We start from the raw sequence: 16556 nt of genomic DNA, 5'->3' as shown, positions 1-16556 counted from the left end.
GCGCCGGGGCGTCCGCCCGGCTTGCCGCCGGCCGGACGTGGCGCGTTGCCGCGCGCGGGGCGTTCGCTGCCGTAAGGATTGAAGCCCGGGTTGGCGTGGTCGGACGGGAAGCTCGGGGCGTTGCCCGGGTGGCCGTAGGGCCGCGTGCTGCGCTGGCCCTGGCCCTGGCCTTGCCCCTGACCGCCGCCGCCGCGGCGTTCGCCGTAGGGGCTGTTGCCGGTGCTGTTGCCGTTGCGATCGCCGCCGAAGCCGCCGCCTTGCGGACGGCCGCGACCGACGCCGGCACCGGCGCCCGGACCGCGATTGCCGCCGGCGCCGCCGCCGGGCTTGCCGGCATAGGGCTTCTTGGCGCGACCGTCGGGATTGCGATGGCCGCTGGGGCCGGTCTCGACGCCTTCGGGCACGTACCAGGTGCGGAACGCGGCCGGATTGCCGTCGGGCAGGGGCTTGACGCCCTTTTCCTTGCGCTGCTTGAACGGCTTCTGCGACTGGCGGGCGGCGGCTTCGCCGCTGACGGTCAGGCCGCCGGGCTTGCGCGGACCGCCGCGGCCGCGGCCGCCGCGATCTTCGCGGACGTGGTCGAAGCGGCGCAGTTCGCGGCCTTCATCGGCGGTGTTGTGGCCGCTGACGTAGCCGGCCGAGCGCTCGCCGCCGGACAGGTGCACGGTGGACTTGGCCGCCTTGCGCTGGCCGATCACCGGCTGCAGCGTCAGCGCCGACGGGGTGCCGTCTTCCAGGCCCAGTTCGGTGCGCAGGGCATCGACCTTGTCGTTGACCAGTTCCTGCGACTGGCCGCGCAGCAGTTCGCGCGGCAGCGAAACGGTGCCGTAGCGGATGCGCTTGAGCCGGCTGACCTGGCAGCCCTGCGATTCCCACAGGCGGCGCACTTCGCGATTGCGGCCTTCCTTCACCACGACGCGGAACCAGTCGTGCGAATCGGTGCCGCCGATGCGCTCGATCTCGTCGAACTTGGCCGGGCCGTCGTCCAGCGAGACGCCGCGGGCGAGGCGATCGACCAGGTTGTCCGGCACCGTCTCCTGGCCTTCGGGAGCGCGCACGCGGCAGACGTATTCGCGCTCGACCTCGAAGGACGGATGCATCAGCGCATTGGCCAATTCACCGTCGGTGGTCAGCAGCAGCAGGCCGGTGGTGTTGATGTCGAGGCGGCCGATCGCGATCCAGCGTGCGCCCTTGAGCGCGGGCAGGGAATCGAAAATGGTCGGGCGGCCTTCGGGGTCTTCGCGCGTGGTGACCTCGCCTTCGGGCTTGTTGTACATCAGCACGCGGGAGGGTTCGGTCAGCGCGCTGGCGACGAAGCTGCGGCCGTCCAGCTCGATCTTGTCGCCGCCCTTGATGCTCACGCCGATCTGCGCGGTCTCGCCGTTGACCTTCACCAGGCCGTCGGCGATGCGCTGCTCCAGCGCCCGGCGCGAGCCCAGGCCCGCTTGCGCGAGCACTTTGTGCAGGCGTTCTTCCAAGCGCGGCGCTTCGGGGGCCGTGCTGTCGCCGCTGCGCTTCAATGAGAGCTTGCGGGGTTTTTCGTCAGTCATTTCTGTTGCTCCGGCCGGTCGTCTTCGGACTCGGCCTCAAGTTCCGGAACGGTCGTCGTCTCGACGGCGTGTTGGTCTTGCTCGTGATCGTTCGCGTCCGCCGCGCGCTCGCCCGGCGCGGCATCGGGGTCGTCCGAAAGGACGGTGTGTTCGGTGTGTTCGGTGTCGTCTTCGCTGTCGGCGCTCGCGCCGGCGGCTTCGGATTCGGGGGCTGCCGCATCGGCGTCGGCATCGGCATCGGCATCGGCCGGAGCGTCTTCGGCAGCGGTTTCTTCATCGCCGTAGTCGTCGTCGTTGACTTCGCCGCGCTCGCTTGCCGGTTCGTCGGCGCGGCGCGCGGCGGTTTGCGCATCGGCGTCGCCGGTGTCGGATTCGTCCGGCGCCTGCTCGTCGCTACCGTCGGCGTCTTCGTTACCGTGGCCGATACCGCCGGCGGCGATCGCTTCACCGCCGAACGACAACTGCGGTTCCAGCTCGCCGATGTCCTTGAGTTCCGACAGCGGCGGCAGTTCGTCCAGGCGCTTGAGGCCGAAGTAGTCGAGGAAGGCCTTGGTGGTGCCGAACAGGGCCGGCTTGCCGGGCACATCGCGGTGGCCGACGACGCGAATCCACTCGCGCTCTTCCAGCGCCTTGATGATGTTGCTGCTGACCGCGACGCCGCGGACCTGTTCGATCTCGCCGCGGGTGATCGGCTGGCGGTAGGCGATCAGGGCCAGGGTCTCGAGCGTGGCCCGGGTGTAGCGGGTCTGGCGCTCGGTCCACAGGCGCGCGACCCAGGGATGGACATCGGCCTGGACCTGGAAGCGGAAGCCCGAGGCCAGTTCGACCAGTTCCACGCCGCGCTCGGCGCAGCCTTCGGCCAGCGTCTGCAGCGCGGTCTCGACGCTGTCGGCCGGGGCCGGCTGGTCTTCCGGGAACAGCGCGTGCAGCTGCGCCAGCGTCAGCGGCTGGTTGGCCGCGAGCAGGGCGGCTTCGACGATGCGGGTGACTAGGTGTTGGTCCATGTAACCGGGATTCGGGAATGGGGATTCGGGATTCGTAAGGGCGTGTAGCGGTTCAACCGTGGCGCGTAACGGTGCGGCGCGGCCGCCCCGGCAAGGGTGGATTTCGAAGACTGACTGACAGCGATGGCGCGCCGGGCGCTTGCGAGGTCCGGGGCGCGGACGGGCCGGCGCAGGCGCTCACAGGGCGCGATCGTCGTTGGCGGCGTCGTCGAACTCGCTGCTGAGCTCGATCTCGTCCGGGTCCTTCATCAGCGCCAGCGACTTGACGTAGATCGGCGCCAGCGGCCCGTCCTGCAGGATCTCGATCAACTGCTCCTTGGCCAGGGTCAGCAGCCCCAGGAAGGTCACCACCACGCCGAGCCGGCCTTCCTCGACCGTGAACAGCGTTTCGAAACGGTGGAACACGCCGTCGTTCATGCGCGTGAGCAACTCGCCCATGCGCTGGCGCACGCTCAGCGCGTCGCGCTTGATCGCATGCTGGGTGTACAGCTCGGCGCGCTTGAACACGTCGTGCAGGGCCAGCAGCATTTCCTTCAACTCCACCGGCGGCGGCAGCTTCACCGAGGCCCGGTCCGGCACGTAGGCCTGCACCGGCACGGTGTCGCGGTCCTGGCGGGGCAGGCTGTCGATGTCCTCGGCGGCCTTCTTGAAGCGCTCGTACTCCTGCAGGCGGCGGACCAGTTCGGCGCGGGGGTCTTCCTCGATGCCTTCCTCGTTCGGCGCGCGCGGCAGCAGCATCCGCGATTTGATCTCGGCCAGGATCGCGGCCATGACCAGGTATTCGGCGGCCAGCTCGAAACGCATTTCGTGCATGGCCTGGATGTAATCGACGTACTGCCGGGTGATCTCGGCGACCGGGATGTCCAGGATGTCCAGGTTCTGCCGGCGGATCAGGTACAGCAGCAGGTCCAGCGGACCTTCGAAGGCTTCGAGAATGACTTCCAGCGCGTCCGGCGGGATGTACAGATCCTGCGGGATCTGCAGCACCGGCTGGCCGTGGACCACCGCCAGCGGCATTTCCTGCTGCTGAGGCGTCGTCGGGCCGGGTAAGTGCCCCGTAGCGGGTTCGGTCGCGGCGGGCGCGGGTTCGTTGGTCATTCGGAACCGGCCCCTCCGGGCCGTGGGCACTGCTGTTGCGACGATGCGTGCGGCACAAGGCCGCACCGGGAATGCCGGACCGGTGGCGTACCCACCGGAATCGGAGCGTCCCTACGGGTGCTACGAACCACTCATTAAAGGCGTGTGCTTGGCCCGAACGATCCCGGCCTGCGCGACACGCGGGGCGTGGCGGCTAAGGCGTCGAGGGTTGCGGGCGCGGGCCGGTGGACTGCAGCGATGCAAGCGTACTGGCGCACCGATGGTGTGCGGGAGAGTACGGGTGCGGACGTGGCGACGGTGTGGGGTTCCGGTCGCGACGGGTTTGCTGCATCCGGCCTGACGGCAATTGAGGTTTAGGGTAAGGGCTGGGGGCGGCAGTGTCCAGCACCGGTATGAATGCCGGATGGGGCGCGGTTCCCGGTTCAGGCAAGCCGGGCCGCCCGGGGCACCGGTCCGGCCGGGCCGCCGGCGACGGCCGGGCGGGGCGGATTAGTGCAATTGATCGGCGCGGCCGGGACACATTGCCCGGGGTTCTGTCGCCTGCGGCGATCGGATTCGGTGGTCCGGTACCTTGCAGGCGCCGTGCGGAACGGGAACTCGCGGGCGATATCGCCAGGCCGCCCGCGCCGCTAAACTGCCGCGAGGGACTTTCATCCGCCTATATGGAACCGGGGATACAGATGAATCAAGCAAGGATCGCGGCCAGTTTGCTGGTCGTCGTGTTGTCGGCCTGCAAGGCGCCCGCGCCGGCCGAGAGCGCCGCTGCGGCGCCCGCCGCTGTGCCGGCTCAGGCCGCTGCCGTCTCTCAAGGCGCTGCGTCGGCGGAGGCGAGCAAGCCGCAGCCCGCGATCGCGGCCGGCAAGATCGAGTTGACCGAAGGCGCGTGCAACAAGACCGAAGACGATTTCTGGTCGTTCTTCCAGGATTACGTGAACCGCGAGGACGTGCGCGCCCGCTACACCGCGCCGACCATCGAGATACGCAGCTACGCCGACCCCAAGAAAGTGCTCGGCAGCGAGGCCGTGCAGGGCAACGGAGCGTTCAAGATCGGATTGGTCGACAATATGTGGTCCTACATCGAGCCTTCGCGTGCGGACGATGACACGCCCTACGACCGGGTCGAGCTGGACCTGCGCAACCAGGGCGATTTCATGCGCATGAATTTCTCGAAGGCCGAATATGCGCCGAACGACGATCTGATCAAGAAATTCGGCGCCCCGGGCGCCTATGTATTCCAGCACAAGGACAATTGCTGGCAATTGGTCCAAGAGCTGCGCTGAGATTCATCCACAAGGAGAAGTGCGATGCCTAAGTACACGATTGTCGAATCCGTCGACAAGAAAAACACGATCGAACACATCCACGATCTGGGCGACATCGAGCGCCACCATCCCAGCCGCGGCAACGAATCCGGCCGCGTCTATGGAACGGTGAACGGCGAACGCGAAGAGTTGTTGGGCAACTACGCCGGCAAGGCGACGGTGTCCCGCGACGGCGATCACTATGTCTCGAAGGACTTCATCCTGCAGTCGGGCAGCATGAAGAGCGTGCCCGTCCCGTCGGTGGCCAACGGCTATATCGGCAAGATCGATCCGGCCAACGGCATCGTGCAGCTTTACGACAAGCCGGCCACCGATCCCAGCCGCGAGATGATCGCCCAGTATCGTCATCTGGATCTGCGCGGGACCAAGCTGGAAGTCGGCGACAAGGTCGAATACGGCCAGCCTCTGGCGCCGCAGGGCGGCTTCAACAAGGGCAATCCGAAAGCCTTCGGTCCGCACGTGCATATCGATATCAATGCCAGCTATCTGCCGCAGATGGACCGTTACATCCGCGACATGGACAACGGCACGATCAGCACGGACAAGCGTCCCCCGCATTCGGAAAACCTCACCGCCGCGGCCAAGGTGACCGATGTCTCCGGCAAGGGCACCGTCACTCACACCGCCCCCGCCGGCACCGCGCATCACGACAAGACGCCCGCCGCGCCCATGGCCGACGGCACCCTGCGCAAGGACGAGCACGGCCCGGAAGTAAAAGCGCTGCAGGAAAAGCTCAGCCAGCTCGGCTACAAGGACGCCGACGGCAAGCCTCTGGTCGCCGACGGCAAGTTCGGTCAGCGCACCAAGGACGCGGTCGAAGCCTTCCAGCGCGATCACCACCTGACCGACGACGGCATCGCCGGCAAGGACACGCTGAAGGCGCTGAAGACCGCGCAGCCCAGGCAGGCCGACGCCGAGCCGACCCGTTCGGCCGATCCGGCGACGCGCGGGCCGCTGCTGTCGGACGCCGCGCATCCCGACAACGCGATGTACAAGCAGGCGGTCGGCGGGCTGGAGAAGCTCGGCGGCTTCAAGAACCACCAGGAGCTCGAACGCGCCGCGGCCACGCTGACCTACGACGCCCGCGTCAGCGGCCTGACCAAGATCGATCACGTCGTGCCCAACGCCAGCGGCACCGGCCTGTTCGCGGTGCAGGGCGGGCTCAACGATCCCAGCCACCAGCGCGCCTTCGTCGATCGCGCCCAGGCGACCCAGCAGAGCGTCGAGCAATCGACCCAGAAACTGCAGCAGGACGCGCCGAAAATGGCCGCGCCCGAGCAGGCCCCGCAGCAGGCGCGCACGATGGTGGCGTAAGCCCTCCATCGCGCTGCGCTGCGCTCGACGGCCCGCATCATGGATGCGGGCCGTCTTGTTTCCGCCAATCGCCGCAAGCGGCATCGCCGTGCGCCGCGCGCTCGCCGCTACAATGCGGGTTCCCTGCGCAGCTACGAAGTCGAGGCTTGGCCATGTGGTATCTGATCGAAGGTTATGACGTCGCCGATGCCTTGCCCAAGCGCGGCGAGGCGCGTCCCGCGCATCTGGCGCGCCTGCACGAACTGCGCGATCTCGGCCGCCTGCTGTTGGCCGGCCCGTGCCCGGCGATCGACGCGGAAGATCCGGGTCCGGCCGGTTTCAGCGGCAGCCTGATCGTGGCCGAGTTCGAATCCCTGGAAGCCGCGCGCGTGTGGGCCGATGCCGATCCGTATGTCGCGGCCGGCGTGTATTCGCGCGTGGACGTGCGGCCGTTCCGCAAGGTCCTGCCGTGAGCGCAGGCCCGTTGCCGCGCGAGCAGCGCGTGGAAGCGATCCGCGTCGCGATCGAAGCGGCGCTGGCGCCGTCCGCGCTGGAGATCGAGGACGAAAGCCATCGCCACGCCGGCCATGCCGGCGCCCAGGACGGACGAGGGCACTTCCGCGTCGCGGTGATCAGCGACGCGTTCGCCGGCCTGAGCCCGATCGCGCGCCATCGCGCCGTGTACGCCGCGGTCGGCGAGCTGATGAACACCGACATCCACGCCTTGGCGATCAGCGCGAAGACACCGGACGAAGCCGCGCGCTGAAGCCGCCGCATCGATGCGCGAACGGTGTTGCGGCGAGCCGCATCGTTGCGCACTGCAGCATGATGCGCCGGGCGAATTCGCCGACGCCGGCGGCCTAACCGGTTTTCATAACAAGCGCTTTACACTCGTTCCTGAAAACGTTTACAGTCGTCCCACTTTCCAACCGCGAGGGGCGGCCAGGACAGTGGTGAGCGTGACGATCAAAGATGTCGCCCGCGCGGCCCAAGTGTCGGTGGCGACCGTATCGCGGACCTTGAACGGCCACGGCAACGTGGCCGAGGACGTGCGTCGGCGCGTGTTGGCCGTCGCCAACGACCTGCGCTACACCCCGCATGCCGCCGCGCGCAGCCTGAGCAGCCGGCGCACCCAGACCCTGGGCGTGGTGCTGCCGGATCTGCACGGCGAATTCTTCTCCGAACTGGTGCGCGGCGTCGATCAGGTCGCGCGCGAACACCGGTTGCATCTGCTGGTATCGAGTTATCACGGCCGTCCCGACGAGCAGGTCGCCGCCTTGCGCGCCATGCGCGGGCGCGTCGATGGCCTGCTGGTGATGTCGCCGTACGCCGCCGCGCATGCCTCCATCGTCGAGGAACTGGCGCCGGCGCTGCCGATCGTGCTGATCAACGCGCAGAGCGACGCGCCCGAGGTGCTGTCGCTGAGCGTGGACAACTACGGCGGCGCCCAGGCGATGGTCGAGTACCTGATCGCCAGCGGCCATCGCCGCATCGCCTTCATCGCCGGCCCGGAAGACAATTTCGACGCCCACGAACGCCTGCGCGGTTATCGCGAGGCGCTGGCTCGGCTGCTGCCGGATGCGCGCGAGTGGGTGCTGCCGGGCGCGTTCGACGAAGCCTCCGGCCATGCCGCGGGGCAGACCTTGCTCAGCGCCGCGCAACGACCCGACGCGGTGTTCGCGGCCAACGACATGATGGCCCTGGGCTGCCTGTTTTCATTGGTGCAGGCCGGCTTGAACGTGCCGGGCGACATCGCCGTGACCGGGTTCGACGACATCCCGCTCGCGCGCTATGTCCACCCGACGCTCACGACCATGCGGGTCAATATCGCCCAGTTGGGAGCGCGCGCGGCGCGCTTGCTGATCACGCGCCTGAGCGTGGATTCCAATGCGCTCGACGCGCAGCAATACGAAGTGCGGGACGACGAGGTAAAGCAGCGGCGCAGCGAACCGTTGCGGCCGGAATTGATCGTGCGCGAGTCGGGAGTACGCCGGGGGGGCGGTGCCTGATCGCGTCGAAAAAAATTTGGTCGTGCGTGTAAGCGATTACAGAACGAAGCCGCAACATCAATGCCACTTGCAGTACGTGCTCCTTGGAGGGAGGAACGCTGATGAACCCCAATGACAATCGACACGATCGCCGCCCCATATCCGCCCTGCGCATCGGCGCCGGCCGCAACCTGCTGGCCTGCGCGCTGGCCAGCTGCCTGATGGTGGCCGCGCCGGCCGCGTTGGCGCAGAGCACGGCCGCGACCATCCGCGGCGTGATCAGCGGCAACGCCGGTCCCGCCGCCAACGCCAGCGTCACCGCGACCAATATCACCAGCGGCCTGAGCCGCAAGGCGCAGACCGGCGCCGACGGCAACTACACCCTGGCCGGCCTGCCGCCGGGCACCTACCGCATCGACGTCAACGCCGACGGCCAGACCAATACCCGCAACGTGACCGTGGCCGTCGGCCAGGCCGCGACGCTGAATCTGTCCACCGGCGGCGTGGCCGAGACCGCGCCGGCGGGCGAGGCGACCGATCTGGACAAGGTCACGGTGACGTCCACCGCGTTGGTCGAAACCAAGACCTCGGAAATCGCCACCTACGTCAGCAATAAGCAGATCGCCGCGTTGCCGCAGGCCTCGCGCAACTTCCTCGCCTTCGCCGACATCGTGCCGGGCGTGCGGTTCACCACCGGCACCGAAGGCTCGACCACGCTGCGCAGCGGCGCCCAGCTCAGCAACGGCATCAATGTGTATGTCGATGGCGTGGGCCAGAAGGACTACGTGCTCAAGGGCGGCATCACCGGCCAGGATTCCAGCCGCGGCAACCCGTTCCCGCAGTTGGGCATCGCCGAATACAAGGTGATCACTTCCAACTACAAGGCCGAGTACGACCAACTCAGCAGCGCGGCGATCACCGCGGTGACCAAGTCCGGCGGCAACGATTACCACGGCAGCTTCTTCTGGGATCGCACCTCCGATCAATGGGCGTCGAAGACCGTGCGCGAGGAAAAGGGCGAGGTGCCCAAGGCCGAGCAGAAGGAAGAGCAGTACGGCGCGTCCTTCAGCGGCCCGCTGATCCAGGACAAGATGCATTTCTTCGTGACCTACGAGGCGAAGGAATACAACTCGCCGCGCGCGATCACGCCCGGCCGCAATTACCGCATCGAGGATCTGCCGGGGCAGTTCCAGGACATGGCGCGCCAGTCCATCAGCGCGCCGTTCAAGGAAGACCTGTATTTCGGCAAGATCGACTGGACCCCGGGCGACGCCCACCTGATCGAATTCACCGCCAAGTACCGCAAGGAAGACGAGCTGACCAACATCGGCGGCCCGCGGCTTGGCGATTACGGCACGCTCAAGGCCGGCGAAGAAACCCGTCTGGACCTGCGCTACCAGTACAGCGCGGCCAACTGGCTCAACGACGCCCACTTGACCTATGAGGACACGACCTTCGGTCCGCGTCCGGCGACCCTGGCCAACGGATTCCAGCTGCGCGTGCCCAAGCAGGGCCAGGAGGCGCGGGACAACCCCGACATGGAAGAAGTGCTGTTCTTCGGCGGCGGCGGCGACTTCCAGGACAAGGGCCAGAAGGGTTACGCGCTGCAGAACGACTTCACCTGGAACGGCTGGGAAGGGCATACGGTCAAGGCCGGCGTGAAATACAAGGTGATCGACATCACCGCGATGGAGAAGCAGCCGTACTCGCCGCAGTTCCGCTACGACATCCGCAACTTCGCCACGCCCTACGAGGTGAACTTCTCCGGCTCCGCCGGCGATTTCCCGCCCAGCGTGAAGTCGCGCAACAAGCAGTTCGGCATCTACCTGCAGGACGACTGGGAGGTCAACGAACACCTGACCTTGAACCTGGGCCTGCGCTGGGATTACGAGACCACGCCGAGCTACGAGGACTTCCGCACGCCGGCCAACCTGGTCGCGGCCTTGAACGGCTTCTCCAACATCCATCAGCCCGGTGTCGACTACGACATCAACGACTACATCAGCACCGGCAACAACCGCAAGGCGTTCAAGGACGGCTGGCAGCCGCGCCTGGGCTTCTCCTACGATCTCAACGGCGACGAGCGCCATGTGATCTTCGGCGGCGCCGGCCGCTCGTATAACCGCAACCAGTTCGACTACCTGTCGTTCGAGCGTTACCGCCTGGCGTTCCAGCAGATCACCTACCAGTTCAACTCGCCGAACCACAGCTGCACGGTCACGCCGACCGGCAACTGCTTCAACTTCGATCCGAGCTTCTTCGATCCCGAGACCCTGGCCGCGCTGGCGCGCCAGCGTCCGAACGCGGGCAGCGAAGTGTTCCTGCTCAACAACGATCTGAAGACGCCGTATTCGGATCAGTTCAGCCTCGGCATGCGCAACGGCTTCGCGATGTTCGGCCAGGAGTGGAATTCCTCCGCGACCCTGGTGCACGTGCGCAGCCACGACGGCATCTTGTTCGCGCTGGGCAATCGTCGCCCGGACGGCAGCTTCTATCCGCCCGGCGTGAGCTTCGGCAGCGCGCCGTTCGGCGAGAATCTGCCCGGTTTCGGCAAATTCTTCATCGGCAACAACGCCGTGGAGACAAAGACCAATCAAGTGCTGTTGTCGCTGGACAAGCCGTTCTCGGAAGAGTCGGGCTGGGGCGTGAGCTTCGCCTATACCTATACCGACGCTAAAGAGAATCGCAATAACTCCGACATCTTCACCTTCGACTATCCGAACCTGGATAACGTGGGCTACGCCCGCGCGCTGGGCGTGTCGAAGCATCGCTTCGTCGCCACCGGCATCATGGATTTCTACGGCATGACCTTGTCGGGCAAGCTGACCTTGGCCAGCCCGGAAGCCGAGGAATCGTTGAACTGCGTCAAGTACGGCGACAAGGCCTGTTTCTTCGATCCGTACACGCCGGGCAACACCATCGGCTTCAAGCAGTTCGACCTGGCGTTGCAGAAGGAGTGGGACACCGGCGCGGGCTTCAAGATGTGGGCGCGCGGCGACGTGCTCAATGTCTTCAACTGGCGTAACTACATCGACTTCGACACCTACCGCGGCACCCAGACCGATCCGAACGAGAAACTGGGTGAGCGCCGCGACAACATCGCTCTGCCGACGCGCATGTTCAAGCTGTCGATGGGCTTCAACTGGTAAACCGCCGGCGCCGGCCGTCGCTGGACGGCCGGCGCCGCGTCCCGCGGGCGCAATCGCGCCGGCGGATGTTGTTGGGTTGTATCGATACCTTCCACACGAAGACACAGGGGTCTTTGGTTTTCATGCGATGCGTCAAAACGACAACACGTGCGATTTCCTTCGCTGTCCTGGGCACGTTGTTGCTCGTCCTGTCCGCCTGCAAGAAGCCGGAAACGCAATCGCAGACGCAACCCATCGTGAGTCCGGAGCCCGTCGTGGTCGAGCCGCTCAAGCAGGAGCGGCTGGAGTTGCCGCCGCTGTTCCGCGATATCGAAAAACGCACGTTCCAGTTTTTCTGGGACACGACCAATGAGCAGAACGGGCTGACGCCGGATCGATATCCGTCCAGGCCGTTCGCGAGTATCGCTTCTACCGGGTTCGCGTTGACCGCGTATCCGGTCGGCATCGAGCGCGGCTGGGTCAGCCGCAATCAGGCGGTGGATCGCACCCTGACCACGCTGAAATTCCTGCGCGATCTGCCGGCCGGGCCGCAGGCGACCGGCAAGGGCAGTTACAAGGGCTTTTACTACCACTTCCTCGACATGCAGAAAGGCCAGCGCTACGACAGCTGGGTCGAACTGTCGAGCGTGGACACCGGCCTGCTGATGATGGGCGTGCTGTTCGCGCAGTCGTACTACGACCGCGACGAGCCGCGCGAGAAGGAAATCCGCGAGCTGGCCGACACGCTGTACAAGCGCGTGGACTGGACCTGGCTGCAGCAGAACAAGCCGCTGGTGTCGATGGGCTGGTTCCCCGAGAGCGGTTTCATCAAGCACGACTGGATGGGCTACAACGAAGCCATGCTGCTGTACGTGCTAGCGCTGGGCTCGCCGACCCATCCGGTCGGGCCGGAGGCCTGGACGGTGTGGACGCGCACCTACAACGACGTGTGGGGGGTGTACCAGGGCGAGGAATTCCTGGCCTTCGGTCCCTTGTTCGGCCATCAGTACAGCCACGTCTGGATCGATTTCCGCGGCATCCAGGACGACTACATGCGCGAGCGCGGCATCGATTACTTCGAGAACAGCCGCCGCGCCGCCTACGCCCAGCGCGCTTACGCCATCGCCAACCCGATGAAGTGGGAGGATTACGGCCCGGAGGTGTGGGGCCTGACCGCCAGCGACGGGCCGCAGCAGACGTTGCAGGAATATCGCGGCGAGCAGCGCCAGTTCCGCCATTACTCCGCGCGCGGCGCCGGCCTGCGCGAGAACTTCGACGACGGCACCATCGCGCCGACCGCGGCGATCGCGTCCCTGCCGTTCGCGCCGGAGATCGTGATTCCCACCACCGTGACCATGCACGAGCGCTACGGCGAATACATCTATTCCAGCTACGGCTTCCTGGATTCGTTCAATCCCAGCTTCAAGTACGACATCCCGCTGAAGACCGGGCGCGTGGTGCCCGATCACGGCTGGGTGTCGAGCGACTACATCGGCATCGACCAGGGCCCGATCCTGGCGATGATCAGCAACTACCGCAACGAGTTCGTCTGGAACGTCATGAAGCGCAATCCCTACGTCCGCGCGGGCCTGGAACGCGCCGGATTCAAGGGCGGCTGGCTGGCGCCGGCGGACGACAAGGGCAAGGACGGCGGCAAGGACAAGAAGGCCGCCGAACAGGCCAAGCCCGAAGCGAAGCCGGCCGGCGCCATGGACCCGGCCACGGCGCGCGCGCTGGGCGAGGCGGAGTCGCGCGCGGGCCGCACCAACGCGCCGGCGAAGCAGGCCGCGCCGAAGCCGGATTGACGGCATGAGGCGAGCCGGCAGTCACGCGCGCAGGGGGGGCGAGGGCATCGAACCGGGGCCGCGCGCACGGGCGCTGGCGGCGATCGCGCTGGGCGCGGCGCTGCTGCTGGGCGCGTGTTCGCAGCGCGACGACGGCCGCGAGCGCGTGCGCTTCTGGGCGATGGGCTACGAAGGCGAGCAGGTGCTCAAGCTGATCCCGGAGTTCGAGCGGCGCAATCCCGGCATCCGCGTGGAAGTGCAGCAACTGCCGATCAGCGCCGCGCACGAGAAGCTGCTGACCGCCTTCGCCGGCGACGCCTTGCCCGATGTCGGCGCGATCGGCAACACGTGGATTTCCGAATTCGCCCTGCTCGATGCGCTGACGCCGCTGGACGCGCGCCTGACCGATCCCGCCGCGCCGCAGCGCCAGGACTATTTCTTCGGCGCCTGGGACACCGGCGTGATCGGCGGCACCACCTTCGCGGTGCCGTGGTACGTGGAAACGCGCTTGCCGTACTACCGCCGCGACCTGCTCGAACAGGCCGGCATCCAGCGCCCGCCGACGACCTGGGACGAGTGGAAGGTCGCGATGGCGGCGATCAAGCGCGAGGTCGGCCCCAAGCGTTATGCCACGCTGTTTCCACTCAACGAGGCCGAGCCCTTGCTCAACCTCGGCATCCAGGCGCCGGAGCCGCTGCTGCGCGAGGACGGCCGCTACGGCAATTTCCGCAGCCCCGGGTTCAAGCGCGCGCTGAGCTTTTATCGCGAAGTCTTCGACAAGCAATGGGCGCCGCTGGCCAGCAACACCCAGATCGCCAACGTCTGGAACGAGTTCGGCCGCGGCTATTTCAGTTTCTACGTCAACGGCCCGTGGAATATCGCCGAATTCCGCAATCGCTTGCCGGCCGACCTGCAGTCTTCGTGGATGACCATGCCGCTGCCGGGCGAACACGGCCCGGGCGCCTCGGTCGCCGGCGGCGCCAGCTTCGTGCTGTTCCGCGGGGCCAAGCGCGAGGACGCGGCGTGGAAGTTGATCGCGTATCTGTCCGAGCCGGACGTGCAGGCGAAGTTCCACGAGATCACCGGCGATCTGCCGCCGCGGCGCAGCGCCTGGAACGCGCCCAAGCTCGCCGGCGACGTGTATGCGCGCGCGTTCCGCGATCAGCTCGAACGCGCGCGGCCGGCGCCGAAGGTGCCGGAGTGGGAGCGCATCGCGACCGAGGTCAAGCTGGTCGGCGAACAACTCGCCAACGGGCGGGTCAGCGTGGATGAGGCGGCGGCCGAGCTGGATCGCCGCGCCGATCGGATCTTGGAGAAGCGGCGGTGGATGTTGGACCATCAGACGCTTAAGCCCGCGGCGGGCGCAGCGAAGCAGGCGGCCGGTGCGGAGCGGAGCTTGCGGGCTTCGGACGAAGCGGTAGGTACTTCATCGGCTTCGGTGGGAGAACGCGGATGAAACCTGCCACCGCCGGCTGGGTGTTCGCCGGGCCCGCCGTCAGCGTCATCGGCCTGTTCTTCGGATTGCCGGTGCTGGCCGCGCTGGCGCTGAGCCTGACCGACTTCGATATCTATTCGCTGGCGCATATCGACAACCTGCGCTTCGTCGCCTTCGACAACTACCTCAACCTGTTGCGCAATCCCTTGTTCTGGAGCGCGCTGGGCAACACCTTGTACTTCGTCGCCGCCGGCGTGCCCTTGTCGATCGCGGTGTCGCTGGGCGCGGCCTTGCTGCTGCATTCCAGGCTGGGCTGGTTCAAGCCGTTCTTCCGTACCGCGTTCTTCGCCCCGGTGGTGACTACGGTGGTCGCGGTCGCGGTGATCTGGCGGTATCTGTTCCATACCCGCTACGGGCTGGTGAACTGGGGCCTGTCGTGGGTCGGCATCGATCCGGTCGATTGGCTCGGCGATCCGCACTGGGCGATGCCGAGCATCATCGCGTTCGCGGTGTGGAAGAACTTCGGCTACAACATGATCATCTTCCTCGCCGGCCTGCAGGCGATTCCGGAAGACCTGTACGAGGCCGCGCGCATCGACGGCGCCAGCCAGTCCCGCCAGTTCCGCTACATCACCTTGCCGATCCTGGGGCCGGTGTTGCTGATGGTCAGCATCCTGACCCTGGCCGGGTATTTCCAGTTGTTCGCCGAGCCTTACGTCATCACCCAGGGCGGGCCGCTGCAAAGCACGGTCAGCGTGCTGTACCTGATGTACGAGGAAGGCTTCAAGTGGTGGAACCTCGGCAACGCTTCGGCGGTGGCGTTCTTGCTGTTCGTGTTGATGACCGCGGCGACCAGCGGCCTGATGTGGATCGCGCGCCGCAAGGGGATCGAATGAACGACTCGGGCATGCCGGCCTGGTTGGCCAAGGCGATCGTCAACGGTTTGCTGATAGGGCTGGCGGCGCTGAGCCTGGCGCCGCTGCTGTGGATGTTCGCGGTGTCGCTGATGCAGCCCGGCGAGGCCAGCGCGTTTCCGCCGCCGCTGTGGTCCTCCAACCCGACCTTGCACAACTACCATGAACTGTTCTCGCGCATGGGCATGGGCCGGTATCTGTTCAACAGTTTTCTGATCTCGATCCTGGTCACGCTGATCGCGGTGCTGCTCAACACGCTGGCCGGCTACGCTTTCGCCAAGCTGGATTTTCCCGGGCGCGAGCGGCTGTTCCGGCTGCTGCTGGCGGCGCTGGTGATTCCGGCGCAGGTGTCGATGATGCCGCTGTTCCTGATGCTCAAGCAGATGGGTTTGATCAACAGCTATGCCGGCGCGGTGGTGCCGGGCATGGCGGGCATCTTCGGCATCTTCCTGGTGCGGCAGTACGCGCGCTCGATCCCGGACGAATTGCTGGAGGCGCCGCGCATCGACGGCGCCGGCGAGTTGCGGATCTTTTTCCAGATCGTGCTGCCGGCGTTGCGGCCGATCCTGGTGACCCTGGCGATCTTCAGTTTCCTGGGCGCCTGGAACGATTTCATGTGGCCGCTGATCGTGCTCAGCGACGAAAACCTGCAGACCCTGCCGGTCGCGCTGGCGTCGCTGTCGCGCGAGCACGTGCAGGACAACGAGATGATGATGGCCGGCTCGGTGGTGACCGTGGTGCCGGTGTTGCTGTTGTTCCTGGTGCTGCAGCGGCATTACCTGCAGGGCCTGCTGGTCGGCAGCGTCAAGGGCTAGAACACTCAGCCGCGATGCGCGGCGCGGACAAGGTGGAAGGAATGTCGGAACGCTACCTCTCGGTCGTGGCGCGTGTGTTCGCCGCCTGGCCAGGCTCGGCTGTTGTGGGAGGGCCTTCAGGCCCGATGCTTTCGTCGGTTGTTGTGGGAGGGCCTTCAGGCCCGATGTTTTCGTCGGCTGTTGTGGGAGGGCCTTCAGGCCCGATGCTCTCGTCTCAGATCGCCG

General features: G+C 66.6%; 13 protein-coding genes. 10 read left to right on the top strand and 3 right to left on the bottom strand.

The features are described from left to right. From J7J50_RS16810 to J7J50_RS16800, 3 genes are all read right to left on the bottom strand, one after another. Window positions 1-1550, bottom strand: a 1550-nt coding sequence (locus tag J7J50_RS16810; RefSeq protein WP_215097514.1) for a pseudouridine synthase, incomplete at its 3' end; no start/stop codon positions are given. Next, window positions 1547-2554, bottom strand: coding sequence for an SMC-Scp complex subunit ScpB (gene scpB / locus J7J50_RS16805; RefSeq protein WP_215060087.1), 1008 nt, complete (start codon window positions 2552-2554; stop codon window positions 1547-1549). The genes scpB and J7J50_RS16810, both read right to left, overlap by 4 nt. A gap of 177 nt (window positions 2555-2731) precedes the next feature. Beyond that, the gene (locus J7J50_RS16800) at window positions 2732-3652 is read right to left on the bottom strand and encodes a ScpA family protein (protein ID WP_057943149.1); all 921 of its coding nucleotides are present in this window, start codon (window positions 3650-3652) and stop codon (window positions 2732-2734) included. 377 nt (window positions 3653-4029) lie between these two features. On the opposite strand from J7J50_RS16800, the gene J7J50_RS16795 reads away from it, so the two are divergent. From J7J50_RS16795 to J7J50_RS16750, 10 genes are all read left to right on the top strand, one after another. Continuing rightward, entirely contained in the window at window positions 4030-4932 is a 903-nt protein-coding gene (locus J7J50_RS16795) for a hypothetical protein (protein ID WP_215060085.1), read from the top strand. A gap of 24 nt (window positions 4933-4956) precedes the next feature. Continuing rightward, window positions 4957-6288 (top strand): peptidoglycan-binding domain-containing protein, encoded by a 1332-nt coding sequence (locus J7J50_RS16790; RefSeq protein WP_215060083.1) that lies wholly within the window; start codon window positions 4957-4959, stop codon window positions 6286-6288. A 152-nt stretch (window positions 6289-6440) separates the two neighbouring features. Then, window positions 6441-6740 (top strand): YciI family protein, encoded by a 300-nt coding sequence (locus J7J50_RS16785; protein ID WP_215060081.1) that lies wholly within the window; start codon window positions 6441-6443, stop codon window positions 6738-6740. Continuing rightward, on the top strand, window positions 6737-7033 hold the full coding sequence (locus J7J50_RS16780) for a BolA family protein (protein ID WP_343222531.1): 297 nt from the start codon (window positions 6737-6739) through the stop codon (window positions 7031-7033). The genes J7J50_RS16785 and J7J50_RS16780 overlap by 4 nt, the downstream gene beginning before the upstream one ends. Window positions 7034-7220: 187 nt before the next feature. Further along, window positions 7221-8276, top strand: coding sequence for a LacI family DNA-binding transcriptional regulator (locus J7J50_RS16775; RefSeq protein ID WP_343222530.1), 1056 nt, complete (start codon window positions 7221-7223; stop codon window positions 8274-8276). Window positions 8277-8377: 101 nt separating this feature from the next. After that, the gene (locus J7J50_RS16770; RefSeq protein ID WP_215060077.1) at window positions 8378-11404 is read left to right on the top strand and encodes a TonB-dependent receptor; all 3027 of its coding nucleotides are present in this window, start codon (window positions 8378-8380) and stop codon (window positions 11402-11404) included. A 122-nt stretch (window positions 11405-11526) separates the two neighbouring features. Continuing rightward, window positions 11527-13188, top strand: a complete 1662-nt coding sequence (locus tag J7J50_RS16765) for a glucoamylase family protein (protein ID WP_215060075.1) — start codon at window positions 11527-11529, stop codon at window positions 13186-13188. A gap of 4 nt (window positions 13189-13192) precedes the next feature. Next, window positions 13193-14623: a sugar ABC transporter substrate-binding protein gene (locus J7J50_RS16760; protein ID WP_215060073.1), complete on the top strand. Its 1431-nt coding sequence runs from the start codon at window positions 13193-13195 to the stop codon at window positions 14621-14623. Then, the gene (locus J7J50_RS16755) at window positions 14620-15498 is read left to right on the top strand and encodes a sugar ABC transporter permease (RefSeq protein WP_215060071.1); all 879 of its coding nucleotides are present in this window, start codon (window positions 14620-14622) and stop codon (window positions 15496-15498) included. The genes J7J50_RS16760 and J7J50_RS16755 overlap by 4 nt, the downstream gene beginning before the upstream one ends. Continuing rightward, window positions 15495-16331: a carbohydrate ABC transporter permease gene (locus tag J7J50_RS16750; RefSeq protein ID WP_251044349.1), complete on the top strand. Its 837-nt coding sequence runs from the start codon at window positions 15495-15497 to the stop codon at window positions 16329-16331. The genes J7J50_RS16755 and J7J50_RS16750 overlap by 4 nt, the downstream gene beginning before the upstream one ends. Window positions 16332-16556: the final 225 nt, after the last annotated feature.

Origin of the sequence: Lysobacter sp. ISL-50 (assembly GCF_018612875.1) — a bacterium.
Lineage (GTDB): Bacteria > Pseudomonadota > Gammaproteobacteria > Xanthomonadales > Xanthomonadaceae > Lysobacter.
Note: the sequence above shows the minus strand (reverse complement) of the source record. Positions and strands in the feature narration are given on the sequence as shown.